23 protein-coding genes are annotated in these 15007 nt (G+C 33.5%); 11 read left to right on the forward strand and 12 right to left on the reverse strand.

The features are described 5' to 3' along the window. Positions 1–86 precede the first annotated feature (86 nt). The 3 genes from ACOI1D_RS07775 (at position 87) to ACOI1D_RS07785 (ending at position 3383) form a co-directional block, all read left to right on the forward strand. Entirely contained in the window at positions 87–305 is a 219-nt protein-coding gene (locus tag ACOI1D_RS07775; RefSeq protein WP_422500636.1) for a YqgQ family protein, read from the forward strand. Continuing rightward, on the forward strand, positions 298–1263 hold the full coding sequence (locus ACOI1D_RS07780; RefSeq protein ID WP_422500637.1) for an ROK family glucokinase: 966 nt from the start codon (positions 298–300) through the stop codon (positions 1261–1263). Before ACOI1D_RS07775 ends, ACOI1D_RS07780 begins: the two co-directional genes overlap by 8 nt. Before the next feature lie 212 nt (positions 1264–1475). After that, entirely contained in the window at positions 1476–3383 is a 1908-nt protein-coding gene (locus ACOI1D_RS07785; protein ID WP_422500638.1) for an LTA synthase family protein, read from the forward strand. A gap of 82 nt (positions 3384–3465) precedes the next feature. Here ACOI1D_RS07785 and ACOI1D_RS07790 read toward each other — a convergent pair whose 3' ends face one another. Then, a complete protein-coding gene (locus ACOI1D_RS07790) occupies positions 3466–3636 on the reverse strand; it encodes a DUF2759 family protein (RefSeq protein ID WP_422500639.1) in 171 nt (56 codons plus the stop codon). A gap of 184 nt (positions 3637–3820) precedes the next feature. On the opposite strand from ACOI1D_RS07790, the gene ACOI1D_RS07795 reads away from it, so the two are divergent. After that, a complete protein-coding gene (locus tag ACOI1D_RS07795; protein ID WP_422500641.1) occupies positions 3821–4441 on the forward strand; it encodes an MBL fold metallo-hydrolase in 621 nt (206 codons plus the stop codon). Between the two features lie 52 nt (positions 4442–4493). On the opposite strand, the gene ACOI1D_RS07800 is transcribed toward ACOI1D_RS07795, so the two are convergent. From ACOI1D_RS07800 to ACOI1D_RS07835, 8 genes are all read right to left on the reverse strand, one after another. Continuing rightward, on the reverse strand, positions 4494–4736 hold the full coding sequence (locus tag ACOI1D_RS07800) for a DUF2626 domain-containing protein (RefSeq protein ID WP_404453006.1): 243 nt from the start codon (positions 4734–4736) through the stop codon (positions 4494–4496). A gap of 124 nt (positions 4737–4860) precedes the next feature. Then, on the reverse strand, positions 4861–5241 hold the full coding sequence (locus ACOI1D_RS07805; RefSeq protein WP_422500643.1) for a hypothetical protein: 381 nt from the start codon (positions 5239–5241) through the stop codon (positions 4861–4863). Continuing rightward, positions 5213–5653 carry a competence type IV pilus minor pilin ComGF gene (locus ACOI1D_RS07810; RefSeq protein ID WP_422500645.1) on the reverse strand — a complete coding sequence of 147 codons (441 nt, stop codon included), beginning with the start codon at positions 5651–5653 and terminating at the stop codon, positions 5213–5215. Before ACOI1D_RS07810 ends, ACOI1D_RS07805 begins: the two co-directional genes overlap by 29 nt. Beyond that, positions 5613–5948, reverse strand: a complete 336-nt coding sequence (locus ACOI1D_RS07815; RefSeq protein WP_422500646.1) for a prepilin-type N-terminal cleavage/methylation domain-containing protein — start codon at positions 5946–5948, stop codon at positions 5613–5615. The genes ACOI1D_RS07810 and ACOI1D_RS07815 overlap by 41 nt, the downstream gene beginning before the upstream one ends. Then, a complete protein-coding gene (comGD, locus tag ACOI1D_RS07820) occupies positions 5935–6366 on the reverse strand; it encodes a competence type IV pilus minor pilin ComGD (RefSeq protein WP_422500648.1) in 432 nt (143 codons plus the stop codon). The genes ACOI1D_RS07815 and comGD overlap by 14 nt, the downstream gene beginning before the upstream one ends. 15 nt (positions 6367–6381) lie before the next feature. Continuing rightward, positions 6382–6687 (reverse strand): competence type IV pilus major pilin ComGC, encoded by a 306-nt coding sequence (gene comGC / locus ACOI1D_RS07825; RefSeq protein WP_422500649.1) that lies wholly within the window; start codon positions 6685–6687, stop codon positions 6382–6384. Positions 6688–6701: 14 nt separating this feature from the next. Beyond that, positions 6702–7757, reverse strand: coding sequence for a competence type IV pilus assembly protein ComGB (comGB, locus tag ACOI1D_RS07830; protein ID WP_422500650.1), 1056 nt, complete (start codon positions 7755–7757; stop codon positions 6702–6704). Beyond that, positions 7720–7971 (reverse strand): hypothetical protein, encoded by a 252-nt coding sequence (locus ACOI1D_RS07835; RefSeq protein WP_422500651.1) that lies wholly within the window; start codon positions 7969–7971, stop codon positions 7720–7722. The genes comGB and ACOI1D_RS07835 overlap by 38 nt, the downstream gene beginning before the upstream one ends. 373 nt (positions 7972–8344) lie before the next feature. On the opposite strand from ACOI1D_RS07835, the gene ACOI1D_RS07840 reads away from it, so the two are divergent. The 7 genes from ACOI1D_RS07840 to ACOI1D_RS07870 all read left to right on the forward strand — a co-directional run bounded on the left by ACOI1D_RS07840 (position 8345) and on the right by ACOI1D_RS07870 (position 14141). Continuing rightward, positions 8345–9958, forward strand: a complete 1614-nt coding sequence (locus ACOI1D_RS07840; protein WP_422500652.1) for a hypothetical protein — start codon at positions 8345–8347, stop codon at positions 9956–9958. Positions 9959–10043: 85 nt separating this feature from the next. After that, entirely contained in the window at positions 10044–11117 is a 1074-nt protein-coding gene (locus ACOI1D_RS07845) for an RES family NAD+ phosphorylase (protein ID WP_422500654.1), read from the forward strand. Positions 11118–11257: 140 nt separating this feature from the next. Continuing rightward, a complete protein-coding gene (locus ACOI1D_RS07850) occupies positions 11258–11590 on the forward strand; it encodes a helix-turn-helix domain-containing protein (RefSeq protein WP_422500655.1) in 333 nt (110 codons plus the stop codon). Positions 11591–11595: 5 nt separating this feature from the next. Continuing rightward, a complete protein-coding gene (locus ACOI1D_RS07855; RefSeq protein ID WP_422500656.1) occupies positions 11596–12249 on the forward strand; it encodes an ImmA/IrrE family metallo-endopeptidase in 654 nt (217 codons plus the stop codon). Positions 12250–12314: 65 nt separating this feature from the next. Further along, entirely contained in the window at positions 12315–12485 is a 171-nt protein-coding gene (locus ACOI1D_RS07860) for a hypothetical protein (RefSeq protein WP_422500658.1), read from the forward strand. A 513-nt stretch (positions 12486–12998) separates the two neighbouring features. Next, the gene (locus ACOI1D_RS07865) at positions 12999–13670 is read left to right on the forward strand and encodes a hypothetical protein (RefSeq protein ID WP_422500659.1); all 672 of its coding nucleotides are present in this window, start codon (positions 12999–13001) and stop codon (positions 13668–13670) included. Positions 13671–13895: 225 nt separating this feature from the next. Next, positions 13896–14141 carry a hypothetical protein gene (locus tag ACOI1D_RS07870; RefSeq protein ID WP_422500661.1) on the forward strand — a complete coding sequence of 82 codons (246 nt, stop codon included), beginning with the start codon at positions 13896–13898 and terminating at the stop codon, positions 14139–14141. Positions 14142–14180: 39 nt separating this feature from the next. Here the strand turns inward: ACOI1D_RS07870 and ACOI1D_RS07875 are convergent, their stop codons facing one another. The 3 genes from ACOI1D_RS07875 to ACOI1D_RS07885 form a co-directional block, all read right to left on the reverse strand. Continuing rightward, positions 14181–14375 carry a hypothetical protein gene (locus ACOI1D_RS07875; protein ID WP_422500662.1) on the reverse strand — a complete coding sequence of 65 codons (195 nt, stop codon included), beginning with the start codon at positions 14373–14375 and terminating at the stop codon, positions 14181–14183. A gap of 98 nt (positions 14376–14473) precedes the next feature. Next, the gene (locus ACOI1D_RS07880) at positions 14474–14842 is read right to left on the reverse strand and encodes a hypothetical protein (protein WP_422500664.1); all 369 of its coding nucleotides are present in this window, start codon (positions 14840–14842) and stop codon (positions 14474–14476) included. Next, positions 14842–14997 carry a hypothetical protein gene (locus ACOI1D_RS07885; RefSeq protein WP_422500665.1) on the reverse strand — a complete coding sequence of 52 codons (156 nt, stop codon included), beginning with the start codon at positions 14995–14997 and terminating at the stop codon, positions 14842–14844. The genes ACOI1D_RS07880 and ACOI1D_RS07885 overlap by 1 nt, the downstream gene beginning before the upstream one ends. Between the last annotated feature and the right edge of the window lie 10 nt (positions 14998–15007).

Raw genomic sequence — 15007 nt, forward strand, 5'->3', positions numbered from 1 at the left:
AATAATTTGTCAGGGTTTTGAGGTATTTTTTTTTCGTGGTATACTATATAAGTTAAAAAATAAACATAAAATTCTGGTGATAGAAAATGAAAACAGTACATGATGTTCGACAATTATTGAAGAAATTTGGAACCTTTATTTATATTGGTGATAGAATAGCAGATCTTGAATTAATGGAAGACGAAGTAAAAGAATTGTATCAGAATGCTTTCATAAGTGTACAAGACTACTCAACAGCAACTTTAATACTAAAAAAAGAAGCACGAATAATACAAGAAAAAAAGGATGCATCTAATAATGGATAATATTTTAATCGGTGTCGACATTGGTGGAACAACAATAAAAATTGGTTTCTTAACGGATCAGGGAACAATAATCAATAAATATGAAATTCCTACAAATACAATTGATAATGGCAATCAAATTATACCGGACATCGCAACATCAATTAATGGAAAAATAAAAGAGCTGTCTATTAAACAGGAATCAATTTTAGGTGTTGGTGTTGGAGCTCCTGGCTTCATTATAGGTGAATCCGGGATAGTTGAAGAAGGAGTAAATATTGGATGGAAAGATGTTAATCTTGGGAATCAACTAAGTGATCAATTACAAATGCCTGTTTTTGTGGAGAACGATGCTAACTTAGCAGCACTAGGTGAGAACTGGATGGGATCTGGTAATAGGGCCAGCAACTTTGTAGCAATTACATTAGGTACTGGTGTTGGCGGTGGGATAATTGCAAATGACCAGTTGCTAACAGGAGAAAATGGCACTGCAGGTGAAATAGGCCATATAACAGTCGCACCAAACGGGTATCTATGTAATTGTGGGAAACACGGTTGTTTAGAAACGGTAGCTTCTGCAACAGGGATTGTCAAACAAGCATTGGAAGTAATAGATATGAAACCAACAAGTAATTTAAACAAATATGTACAGGCTAATGGAGATTTAACTGCAAAAGATGTATTTGATTTGGCAAGTAATGGTGATACGGATTGTTTAAAGATAATCGAAAGAACTGGGGATGTGCTTGGATTGGTACTTTCCAATATTGCCACAATTATCAACCCTTCGAAGATTGTAATAGGTGGTGGAGTTTCGAAAGCCGGGAAACCGTTACTAGATGCTATTAAACATTCCTTTAATATTTATGCACTTGAAAGGTTAACAAAGGTGTGTAAAATTGATACAGCACAGCTGGGTAATGATGCAGGGGTCTATGGTGCAGCATACCTGGTTATAGACAAGTTTAATAATAAATAAATTTTTTGTGGCTGCAATAAAAGGCTAACTTTTGTATATATATATTAAATAATTGTTAAATTAAGTGAAACTTTTACCTCAGGCAATCCGTCTTATCATGTAGGGTGAAAAATATATATGGTTTGTAAATCTTACAATAGGGTATTTACAAAAGAATAAGTATAATAGATTAATTGATGATGAACATGTTTTTTGTTTAGGAGGAACCTATAATGAATTTCAAAAAAACCAAAATTCCATTATATATAGTTGCTACATTATTATTTGGATTGAAGACATATATTGTCTATCGGTTTTTATTTAGTATTGAGTTAGAAAATTCAATGCAAGAGTTTATTTTATTTGTAAACCCATTTATATCAGCGTTTTTGGTGTTTGCTATAAGTGTATGGTTTAAAAAAGAAGCGCGTCAAATGAAATTTATTCGCTATTCAGCATTAATTGGTACAATTATTATATACTTTAATTTAGTCTTTTATCGTTCTTTCACTGACTTTATTACAGTTCCACAACTATTCCAAGCAAGTAACATGGGTGATTTGGGAGGTAGTATATTAACGCTAACAAAGCCTTATGACATATTGTTAATCGTAGATGTTTTATTTATTTGGTATTTGAGTAGGAAAAAGACTGAGGTAATGACAGTAAATTATCCTAGAAATGGTAAAGTCTTTGCATTAGCTATGTCATTAATGTTATTAGCCGGAAACTTTTTTCTTGCAGAAATGGAGCGTCCACAATTATTTACAAGAGCATTTGACCGAGAATATATTGTTAAAAATATTGGACTATTTAACTACCATATATACGATATTGCTCTTCATTCAAAAGTTAAAAGCCAAAGTGTTTTTGCCGATGGAAATGAACTGCCTGAAATAAAGAATTTTATTAAAACTGAGGTTAAAAGTGAAGAAAAGTCTGAAATGTTTGCTGTCGCAAAGGATAAAAACGTAATTTTTATTTCAGCGGAATCAGTTCAAAATTTTGTTATTAACAACAAAGTCAATGGAGAAGAAATCACGCCATTTTTAAACAGCCTGGTGAAGGATGAGGATACGTACTACTTTGATAACTTTTACCATCAAACAGGACAAGGAAAGACATCGGATTCTGAGTTTGTTATGGAAAATTCCTTGTATCCTTTACCAAGTGGAGCGGTATTTTTTACACATGGACAAAATGAATATAATGCATTGCCAAAGTTATTAAACCAAGAGGGTTATTATACGTCTGTGCTTCATGCGAATAATAAGAGCTTCTGGAACCGTGATCAAATGTACGATAGTTTAGGTTATGATCATTTCTATGGGGAAGAAGCTTATGAAGCAACGGAAGAAAATTCAATCGGCTGGGGACTCAAAGATAAGCCATTCTTTGAACAGTCCATTAAATATTTACAGGCAATGGATAAACCATTTTATTCTAAATTTATCACACTTACCAATCATTTTCCTTTTGATATTAGTAAAGATGATCGATCAATAGAACCGTATAATTCAAATTCCAATACACTTAATAATTATTTTCCAACCGTTCGTTACACAGATGAAGCTATCGAAAAGTTTTTTCAACAGCTTAAAGATAACGGTTTATATGAAGATTCAATTATCATAATTATGGGAGACCATTATGGAATAAGTGAAAGTCATAATAAAGCTATGAGTCAATATTTGGGTAAAGAGGAAATCACACCATATGACCATATACAGCTGCAGGAAGTTCCATTCTTTATTCACATCCCTAACAATGGAAATGGAAAAACAATGTCACAGGTAGCAGGTCAAATTGACATTAAGCCTACGTTGCTAAGCTTGCTGGGTATTAAAGCCGAAAATGATATTCAATTTGGCAATCGTCTATTTATTGAGGATAGAAAAGGTTATATCGCGTTTAGGAATGGAGATTATGCCAGCGAAAAATATATCTCTACAAATGACACTTGTTATAATCGTCTAACTGGAGAAGTGTTAAGCCAAGCTGAAGAGCAGGATGATGAACCTTCTGTTGAACAGGATAATCCATGTACAGAAATCAGTGATCAGGTGAATGAGGAACTACAATATTCGGATGACATTGTTTATGGTGATCTGTTCCGGTTCGTCAATTTCGATGAAAAATAAAAATCATAAGGAAAGGGAGCTGATTTAAATAATCAGCTCCCTTTTAAAAATCGTTTTGGATAGGTTACGTTTTGTCGTGCAATTATCCAGTAATCTCACTTATAATCGTCATCACAGAGAAAAACCCAAAAGCCAGTACAGATACTGCTGAAAAACCAAGACCAAACAAGTTTTTAGCTTTCATTTGTTTAACCGTAGAAATAGCACTAAGGATGGTAACAATCAATAATAGTATACCTAATGTAAGATGCATGTTTTTTTCCTCCTTCTACATTCCGTGCATGTTATAATTGCTATTGGAATTGCATTTATATTATTATGTATCTAATCGTTTATTCCTATTTAATTTTATAGCAAATTGACTAATTTGTCGAGGATTATCCGATTCAATTATCAGGAAACGCCAACAATAAAGAATGAAAGGGATATGATTTTTGATGAATATGGAGAGAAAATCGTTAGGACCATTAGGCACGAATTGTTATCTTCTTTATAATGAACTGGATGCTTTAATAATTGATCCAGGTGGAGATGCGAGCGAAATTTTAAATTTTTTTGCTGATAAAGCTTGCAGTCCTAAAGCAATATTGCTGACGCATGCTCACTTCGATCATATTGGTGCAGTTGATGAGGTTAGAGCTACATATAAGATACCTGTGTACTTGCACGGGAAAGAGCAGGAATGGTTGGAAGATCCCAAATTAAATGGGTCCACACTATTTACTGCTAATCCTATTTCTACTAGAAAGGCTGAACATGAGTTAAAAGAAGGAGATTTAAAAATCGGATCATTTGAGTTCAATGTTTTACATACTCCTGGTCACTCTCCTGGAAGTGTTTGTTTTGTTTTCAAAGAAGCAGGAGTAGTTATTGGTGGAGACTTACTGTTTAACATGGGAGTTGGACGTACGGATCTACCAGGCGGAAACATGGACCAATTAATGAACAGTATACGTGTTAAATTGTTTCAATTAAAAGATGATACTACTGTCTACCCAGGTCATGGGGTGGAAACTACGATAGGCGAGGAAAAGCGTGTTAATCCGTTTCTAAAATAATACCTATAGAAAAAAACCCTGCATAAAAAGTTATGTAAGCAGGGTTTTTTTCTTAGTGACCAAATCCAGGTACTAATATGAAATTCGAATACCAGGTAAAACCAATCATAAATACAGTACAATAAGCTCCGAATAAGTACATATACATGCGCTCAGATAATTTTAAGTAACTTACTGTAAGGAAAAATGCCGTCTGAACTAAGAATAATAGTGCTGTTTTGTTCATGTCTCCAATTACAAACATTACTGTAAATATCCCTGTCCAAAAGGCAAGCACACGAAACATCCGATCCATGTCTTCCCCTCCTTTAGATAACCTTATCATAGTTATTATAAACGACAATTTGTATATTGTAAATAAATCTTATTATAATAATCATGTTAAATATAATGCTGTTATTAGTTTAGCCTGTTTTAGTTCATTTATTCAAGTCCAATATCACTGCCATATGGTTTGCGATAATGAATTGTTTATTATCAGGAGTTGCGATCGAAAATAGTAACTCGTAAATATTTTGTTTGCGTGAATAAGTAATTTCTACATCACCATCGGGAAATGTGTATTGAACTGTACCACTCTCCTGGTTCAACAAAGGAAGTTCACTTTTGAATTTAGACCGTCCCATTTGAAAGAGGGTGTCAATTTTTGTTTGTGCCAGTTCATTTTTTGTAATGCGCAATTCATTTTGATAGATAGAAACGTGTGTGCTTAGAAAAAGAAAAAGGAGTGCTGCGGTCAAGAGTACTAAAGGAAGAATAAATCCTTTTTCATTATTTATATACTGTGAATTTTTTTTCATATACTGCACCATCCGTTGTTGAAATTACCGTTTTAATTCCATAGGTAATACTTTCGAAATTCAGACTATTTATACCTCTAATAACAACTTCATGTCCAGTTCCATTTACTTGCCGTCTAATAACATTTTCATATTTTTCGTATGTCACTATTGTACCATCAACAGCACTTAATGCTATTCCTTGATCGTACGTAGTGTAGTTTGTTGAACGGATTAAATCATCACGGAAGAAGTGGAAAAATTGATAGTAGGATAGATCCGTGTAGTTATTTGTGTAACTTAAACTTTTTGTCATATATTCAAGGAACGGTATTGTAATGAAGAGCATTGCAACAGTTAGAAGCATCGAAAGTAATGTGAAGCCTTTTTGGTTAACTAACATACCCATATAAGCACGACTTTTCTTTTTCAAAGTTAACATTTGTCCATTCAACACATCCTTGCAAGAGATCATTTACAGGCCTGAAACGAAAAGTAAGTTGTCTGTTTTTGTATGGACGGGTAAAGGTCTGGGTTAATTCGGAATTATGCCAAATAACTTGTTGTAGTTCGTCATAGAGAGTAGCAACTACCGTAATTCGGTCAGAGAGTTTCTGTTGTTCTTTTTTTATTTGGACTGATATTGGAACTACTGTAACAATCAACATCATTAAAATAGAAAATGCTACTAAAACTTCAATCAATGAAAATCCATTAAATTTTCTCAATATAGCACCTACCTTTCCCTGGAGGAAAAACAATCTTGTAGGAGTTATTAGTTGTAGTTAAATAAATGGTACCCGACTGCCTGATTGTGCCATTCTGATTAAACGAAATTAGCTCCTTAAGTGTTCTCAAATCAAACGACCACCCAGGTGGAATTGCACGGCGCTTTAGGATGGTGTTTGTATGACCTTCTAAAATCGTATAATTATCCGAATAGATTTTTATCCCTATATAGTCTTTTGAGAGGTAGGATATACTCTGCATATACAATACATCGTTTTCAAATGTCGTTAAAAACTGTTCATCTTTTTGATTTTCCAGTAAAGAAACCATTACTGGTGTACTAAGTAACAACAAAGCCGATACTACCCCCAAAACTAAAATCATCTCGAGTAAAGTAAAACCATTTTTAGTCTGCATTATATTTCCTACCTTTTAAGGTGTTGTAACTTTTCCAGTAGAAGAAATAGTTAATACTTTCCCATTTGAACATTTTGTTTGCTTATCTGTAATGTAACCATCTAAGGATAATGTAGATAGGGTATCTGGATACATACCCTTATCAAGGTAATAGGATTCGGCCTGTGTCTGAACAACAGCAACTAACGCGCCACAGCCCTTTTCATAAACGTCTTTACTCTTTTCGTTTAAATTTGGAATGATTAAAATAATGAGTACTGAAATAATCATCAGTACGATTAGCATTTCGATTAAGGTGAACCCCTTTTGATTGTTAAACATATTATATTCCTCCATTAAATTGTTTTGATTAGTTGAAACATAGGCCACATTAGCGTGGTATAAATTAACACAATAAAGCCAGCTAAGATCACAAAAAATACTGGTTGTATATATGTTATAGTTTTTGCTATCTTTCGATTGAGCTCTTCAGTGATGATACCTGCATATACGGTTAAGTCTTTTTCTAGTTCATGCGCATTAGCATTTTTTTGAAATATATATGCGATCTGTTTTTCTAATAAATACACTTGTGAAAGCAAATGATTAATGTGTTTACCTTGATTTAATTCATCTATTAACAAATTAGCGTAATAGGAAATGACTGGAAGTTGTGTCTGATTAGACATAATAGTAAGTATATCCTTAATTGATATACCTGTTTTAAGCAAAGAACTGAAATGTGTTGCAAATAAATAAGAAGTTTCTATTCGCTTATAGTGTCGATAAACGGGCAAATGGCGGTACAGCTTCAACTGATGATGAATACTAATTTTTTCTTTAATGAATTTCCAAATTACAATTAGGATAAAAGTCGTTACCATACTAATCCAAACAAATACTTCAAAGAAGTTAATTGCTGTTAGAGAAAGTGTGATTGTTGAAGAAGTTTCAGAGTTAGTGGTAAAGAGGTCAGCAAAGGAAGGTAAGATAAAGTGTTTGATAAAGTAAAGAAGCAGTGTAAATATAACAAGTAGTACAAGAGGATAACGAATTGTCTGCTGAAACTTAGATGTAAATTCAATTCGCTGTTTAAACATATCGATACATTTTTCTAAACTAGCTTGTATGTCTCCGTTCGCTCGCACGAAGTAAAGATAGGTTGTGATTATCGGGTTAAAATTTGCCTGTTCAAATGCCTCATCAAGCGTGTTACCGTTTTTTAAAGACTGAATTACTGTATTAGTCGGTTTGGTCATTTGTTTATCCCAATTCATAACTTCTAGTGCATGAAGTAAACTGTATCCATTTTTTAAAAGGCGTAATAGACGGGATAGGAATAACAACTGGGTATCTTTCTTGAGCTTGCGGTTTCTAGGTAGAGAGAAATAGTTCTTTTGAAATAAAACCATACATATATGCCTTCCTTCTCAAATTTTCAAAAGGCTGGAACGTAGAGATATTTCTCACGTCTTGTCCCTGTAGTACGCCTTCAAGTGTTTTCCCATCCAATAATTCTAGAATGGCAGCTCTTCGGGAGATGGTTTGATGTACTTGAATAGGCAAGAGTTGTAATGCTGCAACAGCTATTAAGGATTGTTGCAAATCTGTAATTTTTAAACCCATTTGTAGTCCTCCATGAAGATTGATACTACTACCCCTGAAGAACACCGCCACATCAACACCTCGGTTCACGTTGTTTGATACTAAAATCCAATATGTTTGATACAATATGTACTATTATTCACGAAGTTTGAGAAAACGAAAATTTATAGTAAGGCAGGATGGAGTGGGGCGATTTAAGCTATATACGTGCAAGTAGTGTATATTGCTTTAAATATGTAGATAACCTTAGTAGCATTTGTAGGTTTATCATGCCTCGATAAGAGTTGAACATTATCTTTACAGAAAAAGTTGTTATATTCTTTTGTTTTAAAACAAATTGGAAACCATTATGGTAAAATTATATAGATTGATATATTTATAAGGGGTTTTTTAAATGCCAAAGCAGATCACACAATATGACTTATTAATATCCTGTCCTTCCGACGTTGAGGAAGAACTTAATATAATTAAAGAGGTAATTGAAACATTTAATAGATCGGTCGGAGAAGCGAACAATGCTTCAATAAATCCTAAACATTGGTCTATCGACTCCTATCCGGAATCTGGTAGTAAACCACAGGAATTATTAAATAAACAATTTGTTTTACAGTGTGATTTAGCAGTCGCAGTTTTTTGGACAAGATTTGGTACACCAACTGATGATTATGGATCTGGAACCGAGGAGGAAATTGAATCACTAATTAAAGAAGGGAAGCAGGTTTTTCTATATTTTAGTGATTGTCAACTTAATCCATCAACAATTGATAGTAATCAATATAAATTAGTTCAGGATTTTCGAAATAAATACAAGGACAGAGGGATTTATGCTACATATTCCGATGTATCTGAATTCAAAAAGAGTCTTTCAAATCATCTTTATAAATATTTTCTTAAGTTATTTACGGAAGATGAATATTTAACTAAACCAGAAAAAATTGTGAATAGTAAACTAGCAATAAAAGGTGTAGAAAACGGAAAGATTGTTGAACATCCTTTATTAACAAAAAAGCATTTAAAAAATTCGCAAATTGTAAAAAAATTAAGAGAAAATATCAATCAAATCTTTGAAAAAACGAAAAATATTCAAATCGCAGAAAAAGTTATAAATGATGATGAAGACGAGGAAAGGCATCAATTGATCCCTAATAACAACACATTTGCAAACCTCAACAAGGTAGCTTTGGAATGGAAGAATGCGACAAGTAAATTTGGCAGTTTAATTGAAACCTTTGATGTTGAAATCATGGATGATGATAAAAATTTAATAATTGATTATGCAAACCAAAACAATATTTCTTTCGATGAAAATAAGTTATTTAACTTTGGAAATATAACTAAGGTGAAGCAACCGTTTGTTGGTGGTTCTTTCGGGGGTGGTTCTTCATATTCATTACAAGGTACTGATAAAGAAAAAGAAAAATATGGATTACTTATGGAGTTAGCTAATAAGATTGATGAGTTTAATCAATGGATTAAATACTTTGAAAGCATTGACTCAAATAGTTATGTAGAATTAGCTTTAACCAACAATGGGACGAACTTTGATGAAGATATTGATATAAAACTCTTAGTAAAAGAAGGATATATATGCAACGGAGAGCACCTCCCTTTCCCAGGAAATGATATTTTAGAGGAGGCAACTAAAAAGTTCGATTACATTTATCGGTCAAAAAAATCTGTATCCATAATGGAATTCGAAGATTATAATCAACGATCTACTAGTTATACAGTTGATCTTCCATATGGATTATATAACCCAACTTATAAACAAGAAGTTGAGGCTAACAAAGTAGACTTTATTCGAACAGCCCAAACTACTTTTTGTTATGAATATTTTAAAGATGATGGTTATGATGTCATTTGTTATAACTTATCTTATATCAAGCAGAATACAAATGTATATTTCCCTTCACTTTTGGTCTTTGGTTCTACGGTAGATGAAATACATTATGAAATTAGATCAAAACACTCACCGCAAATAATTAAAGGAACATTAAAAATCAATTGATCAATTAACAAATTAACATACTTCTTTAACTATTTATTGTAGAAAAAATAAAGGCAATTATACTATCGTGAAGTGAGGTTTTTTTATGTATTGTTGCATTAATTGCTTTTCTGATCCATACATCATTAAAAAATTTGAATCGATAACCACAGATGTAGGCGACTGTGAATATTGCAGTGGGGAAGAGGTGCTGGTATTAGATATATTATCCTTACAAGATGAATTTCATAAACTAGCTCAATACTATGCTACGACTGAGCCTTATCAGCATTTTCATCCTGAAATCCACGGAGATCCCTCTGACTTTGGCGATTCCCTTATTACGCTTATTAACGAAGACTGGGAAATATTTTCTGATGAAATTGTAGGGACCGGGACAGATGAAAAGCTACTATTTGATATTTTAAATTTTGGTGCAAGAGACCCAATAGATGTATATGAAAAGCATGAATTGTACTCAAGAATGACTTCAGATTTCACTTTTGTCCACCCACTGGAAAACTGGAACGAACATTGGAACGAGTTTAAACAAAATTTAAAACATAAAAATAGGTTTTTCCCAATGAAACAATCAGATCGGTTCATGGAATACATTAAGTTGGTTATAGGTGCAAAATCAATTGATTTAGATAAAGGAAGTGTCATCTACAGGAGTCGTTCTGGCGAGTGGGAAAAGAAAAACATGTTAGCACCACCAGATGAATTAGCATCTTCAGGTAGAACAAATCCTAGGGGTATTAGCTATCTTTACGGTGCATCGGATGTAGAAACAAGTGTGGCTGAAATACGACCATGGAAGGGCGCAGAAATTACCGTTGTGAGTCTACAAGTATCAGAAGAGTGTTCTATAGTGGACTTATCATCAGGTTATTTTTCCCCTTTTAGTTTTGATTCACCAATGTCAGCACTTATTGTAGAAAAGATGCTCACCGGTTTTGCGCAAGAATTAAGTCAACCGGTCGATCCCAATAAATCAGAGCTTGAATATTTGCCTACCCAATATATTACAGAATTAATAAAGTCGCATGGGTATGATGGTATTCTGTTTAAAAGTTCATTGGGTGATGGGAAAAATATTGTTCTATTCGATGAAAGTGTTGTAGAGGTAATAGAAGTCAGTTATAAATCAATTACAGGTATTAGTTATAATATCATGTAGAAATAATCACCCTTGAAATTTAAACAACTAAGCTAGTTCTCATCTATATCCATGGACAATAGTATTATCAAATACAAATAGAAAAATGTTGACAAAAAACTCAACAATTTGTTATAGTCATCTTAGAGAGGGTGAAGAAAATGAGTGAATTCGGTGATTTGTTAAGGTCTCTGCGTAAGGAGAAAAAAATCACTCAACGTAAGTTGGCTGAGCTCATTGGTATCGATTTTACCTATATAAGTAAAATAGAAAATGGATCGATGGAACCGCCTGCGGAAAATAAGATTATTAAAATGGCAGAAGTATTCGAAACTGATAAAGATAAATTGTTGCTTGCGGCTAAGAAGGTCCCAAATGATTTCAAAAGATTAATAACTGAAAACGAAAATGTCCCGTCGTTTTTAAGAAGTGTTCCTAATTTAAGTAAAAAACAATGGGAAGATATACAAAGTATTGTAGATGATAAGGAGTAAGGTAAATGGTTGCGTATATTACACCCGAAAAGATGGAATCAATCACAGTGAAGATTCTAACTGATTATGAAGATGTCAATATTGGTGTTGACAACCCAACATTGCCGATACCAATTGAGGAAATCATTGAATTTCATTTTGATTTATCGATATTATGGGAAAATATCAATTACTTAAATCCAAGCGAAACAGTCATGGCTGCTATTTTTCCTAATAAAAAAGTAATTGTTATGAATGAGAGCCAGCGAGGTTTGTTCGAGGAAAAAATAGGGACAATGAACTTTACTTTTGCACATGAGTTAGGACATTGGGTATTGCATGCTACTGATGATAGTCAATTGTGTTTTGATATGACTGGTAAAAATAAGGTGTTTTATTGTAGAAGCGTGAGTAATAAGCCACCTGAAGAAATCCAGGCAGATATGTTTGCTTCTAGTTTACTAATGCCTAAGACACTCATTATTTCTTCTATAAAAAAATTGAAGAAAAATGGAACAGTTCAATGGACAGACTTATACGAGCTTAAAGATAAATTTGACGTTTCAATAACCGCTTTAACAACAAGACTTCAATACTTAAATTTATTGTACATAGACAAAAATAAGGTAATCCACAATTCGAAAGAAGAGGCTTCGGGTCAAATGGCTCTAGACTTATAGTCTTTTTTTAAGTATAATGTTGAGTTGATTGTCAACTCAACATTAACTGAAGGGAGGTGAGACACATGGCGACAAACGGAAAACCGGGAAATGGACGAAACGGTGCGGTAACGAGCAGAAGTCAGTTCAAATCCCCTAATGGTAATTGGGTAAAAAGAGATTCAAGTACAGGGAGATTTATGGATCAAAAAACAAGTGACCCAAATGGATTTAAGGGGGTTAGGAAGGAGAAGTAATTGTTTTATGCTACGAAAAAAATTATTTGGATCCATAATTGGATTTACACTAGTTGCATCTATTTTACATTCAATGGGAATAAAAATAACACCACTCTTATTTCAGGTTATAGACTTGGTAAAATAAGATGTCGAAACATAGCAGAAAAGTCAAAAAAAGGATTGACTTTCTTTGACCATTGGAATACTATAAAAGTGGGTATATAGCCTAAATAGAAAAATAAGCTATTCCCCTGCTGACATGTTTTGCTACAACAAAACATACTTAGTTGGAACAAGGTTCCCATTAAAGGTCACAGAAGTGTAACGATTTAATGATACAGTGATATTAATATATAATAAATCGTTACAATATGCAAGGAATGTAACAAAATTGTAATATACCATTTTTTGTGTGTGGCTAATTTTTGGTGATCCTTATTGGAATACAACCTGATAAGGAGAAACGTGGTTAGGGATACTCTATTAAACTATATACCTCTAAATAAAATTAATTTACGGAGGTATTGAGGAATGGCAAATTTAATTTCGCAAGATATGACAGTATTGGTAAGTTCCACATCACGTTACAACGGGAATCAATTCGATGAGGTATACGTTAAAACAACAATCGTTGCTGATGGACAAGTTCCTGATGAGTATTACGTACCGAATGGCGAATCACTCCCGCCAGCTGCAATGGCTTTGATAAGGTCACAGGATCTAGAATATCGACCATACCGAAAAGACGTGTTGATTCAAGGCACAGAAAATATTCAGGAAAGTGCTAAAACTGGTGATCCAGTAGATACGGTTGCCGATTCAGCAAAGTTAATGTTGTTGTCTGCTCTGAGAAAGGTGTCACTAACTCAAGTAGCGAAAGTCGGTAACAAGTTTGTCTATGACTTATCTTACGCGTACAAGATCTATCCAGAGCACAATACGGGTAAATATGAATTTGCAGTTCGTTTACCATTCGATGGGATAAAGATGGTTAATGGTCAGCTAAAACTAACCGTAGTTACTCCAGACCAAGCAATAGTTAATCCTGATGAAACAGTTGGAATAGATGACCAGGGTAAAGAAATTCAGGAAACAATCACTAAGTTGTCAAAAAGTGGAAAATCAGTTACTGAATTTTCATATAGAAGGGATCCAGACTTTGTTGTTTCTTATTCCTACCCAAAAGGTAGCGAACTGAAATAATAGCTGAAAAACCAGGTGTACTTTAATAAGTACACCTGGTTTTTTGATGAATTTCGCCACTGGGTACTTTTCTTGAAAATTGAAAACCTATTTCCTGAAAAATACTGAGGAACTAGCCTGTATAACATGGTTCTTAGTTGAATCCACTCTAATGAAAACATCCTTTGTTAATAGCGTTTTGTTTGAAAAATCCTGTACAATAAGGTCTGAAGGGCGTGTTTCCTAATGAAATTCGAAAATCCACCACATGGTGGAAAATACAAACTGGTTGCAACAAAAAAGTACAAAAATGATATTGGTCTTGTCGTATTATGCCAAACGGATTACGGTTTTGAACGAAGGGAATACAGCTGGTGTAACGTGCCTAGATTACGTAATGAAGGATTAAAAAGTTATTTATTGTCACTTGGAAAAGGTATCGAAAAGGGTGTATATGATAGTGAACTATTAGACAAGGAACTAAATGGATAGTAAAGCCTCTCTCCCGAGGCTTTACTGTAAACTTTCCTGTTAATCGTTATTTTCGTTAGAATCTTCTTCTAATACTTTCCGGAATATCTCTTCTTGAAACTCATTTTCCCAGTCTGAATGGTAATCTATTACCCGTTCTGACATTGCACCGTTAGCAAAATATTCTTTATCATAATCTAACATCTCTTCCCATTCATCGAACCCAACTAAATGTCCTGGTAATCTTTTTTTCATTATAAAACCCCTCCTTACCCCTATAATCGAATGGAAAGGTAAAAAGGTGGCATATTATTTAAAATTATTTTTCAAAAGAAAAAAGCCCCTAACAGGACTCAAATCCACCCTCGTTCTTTATGTTCAAAGTTACTTGCTCTATCTCCATATAAATACCTCTTCATTGTTTCTCCGGTCATTTCCTTTAATTCCGCAGAAGTAAAAACAACGATCCTAGGTTCGTTGTTTTTCTTGCAAGTGTATTTGAAAACATCTTTTTCATTACCTAAATATTTCACATCAATATGATAGACCGTAATTAGTTGGTGTTTTACATGAATTAAATCCCGCTGCAGTTGTGTAATTACTGCATCTAGTTTATCAAAATAAACATTATTTACCTTAGAGACCTTAAATGCCTCTTGATCTCCCCGAAATACTTTTATCGCTAATGGCAACACAATAAAGTCTTTTATAAGTTTCTCCATCATGCGCCAACCCTACTACGAAGTTTACCTACTGAAAGTATGTTATCCAGTTTAAATGCACGTATTACCTGTTGCGATAGTTGATTATTTTTATTTATATAAATCATTAAGACTTTTTCTTTTCGCTTAATTGATCGTTTAAGGATACCTTTCATGTAACCACCT

It is taken from the genome of Virgibacillus sp. DJP39 (assembly GCF_049310925.1).
Taxonomy (GTDB): Bacteria; Bacillota; Bacilli; order Bacillales; family Amphibacillaceae; genus Virgibacillus_F.

Excerpts from the sequence above, each read along its gene's own strand:
- ACOI1D_RS07775 (WP_422500636.1), top strand. The coding sequence starts at position 87 with ATGAAAACAGTACATGATGTTCGACAATTATTGAAGAAATTTGGAACC.
- ACOI1D_RS07780 (WP_422500637.1), top strand. The coding sequence starts at position 298 with ATGGATAATATTTTAATCGGTGTCGACATTGGTGGAACAACAATAAAA.
- ACOI1D_RS07785 (WP_422500638.1), top strand. The coding sequence starts at position 1,476 with ATGAATTTCAAAAAAACCAAAATTCCATTATATATAGTTGCTACATTA.
- ACOI1D_RS07790 (WP_422500639.1), bottom strand. The coding sequence starts at position 3,636 with ATGCATCTTACATTAGGTATACTATTATTGATTGTTACCATCCTTAGT.
- ACOI1D_RS07795 (WP_422500641.1), top strand. The coding sequence starts at position 3,821 with ATGAATATGGAGAGAAAATCGTTAGGACCATTAGGCACGAATTGTTAT.
- ACOI1D_RS07800 (WP_404453006.1), bottom strand. The coding sequence starts at position 4,736 with ATGGATCGGATGTTTCGTGTGCTTGCCTTTTGGACAGGGATATTTACA.
- ACOI1D_RS07805 (WP_422500643.1), bottom strand. The coding sequence starts at position 5,241 with ATGAAAAAAAATTCACAGTATATAAATAATGAAAAAGGATTTATTCTT.
- comGD (WP_422500648.1), bottom strand. The coding sequence starts at position 6,366 with ATGCAGACTAAAAATGGTTTTACTTTACTCGAGATGATTTTAGTTTTG.
- comGC (WP_422500649.1), bottom strand. The coding sequence starts at position 6,687 with ATGTTTAACAATCAAAAGGGGTTCACCTTAATCGAAATGCTAATCGTA.
- comGB (WP_422500650.1), bottom strand. The coding sequence starts at position 7,757 with ATGGTTTTATTTCAAAAGAACTATTTCTCTCTACCTAGAAACCGCAAG.
- ACOI1D_RS07835 (WP_422500651.1), bottom strand. The coding sequence starts at position 7,971 with ATGGGTTTAAAAATTACAGATTTGCAACAATCCTTAATAGCTGTTGCA.
- ACOI1D_RS07840 (WP_422500652.1), top strand. The coding sequence starts at position 8,345 with ATGCCAAAGCAGATCACACAATATGACTTATTAATATCCTGTCCTTCC.
- ACOI1D_RS07845 (WP_422500654.1), top strand. The coding sequence starts at position 10,044 with ATGTATTGTTGCATTAATTGCTTTTCTGATCCATACATCATTAAAAAA.
- ACOI1D_RS07850 (WP_422500655.1), top strand. The coding sequence starts at position 11,258 with ATGAGTGAATTCGGTGATTTGTTAAGGTCTCTGCGTAAGGAGAAAAAA.
- ACOI1D_RS07855 (WP_422500656.1), top strand. The coding sequence starts at position 11,596 with ATGGTTGCGTATATTACACCCGAAAAGATGGAATCAATCACAGTGAAG.
- ACOI1D_RS07860 (WP_422500658.1), top strand. The coding sequence starts at position 12,315 with ATGGCGACAAACGGAAAACCGGGAAATGGACGAAACGGTGCGGTAACG.
- ACOI1D_RS07865 (WP_422500659.1), top strand. The coding sequence starts at position 12,999 with ATGGCAAATTTAATTTCGCAAGATATGACAGTATTGGTAAGTTCCACA.
- ACOI1D_RS07870 (WP_422500661.1), top strand. The coding sequence starts at position 13,896 with ATGAAATTCGAAAATCCACCACATGGTGGAAAATACAAACTGGTTGCA.
- ACOI1D_RS07875 (WP_422500662.1), bottom strand. The coding sequence starts at position 14,375 with ATGAAAAAAAGATTACCAGGACATTTAGTTGGGTTCGATGAATGGGAA.
- ACOI1D_RS07880 (WP_422500664.1), bottom strand. The coding sequence starts at position 14,842 with ATGGAGAAACTTATAAAAGACTTTATTGTGTTGCCATTAGCGATAAAA.
- ACOI1D_RS07885 (WP_422500665.1), bottom strand. The coding sequence starts at position 14,997 with ATGAAAGGTATCCTTAAACGATCAATTAAGCGAAAAGAAAAAGTCTTA.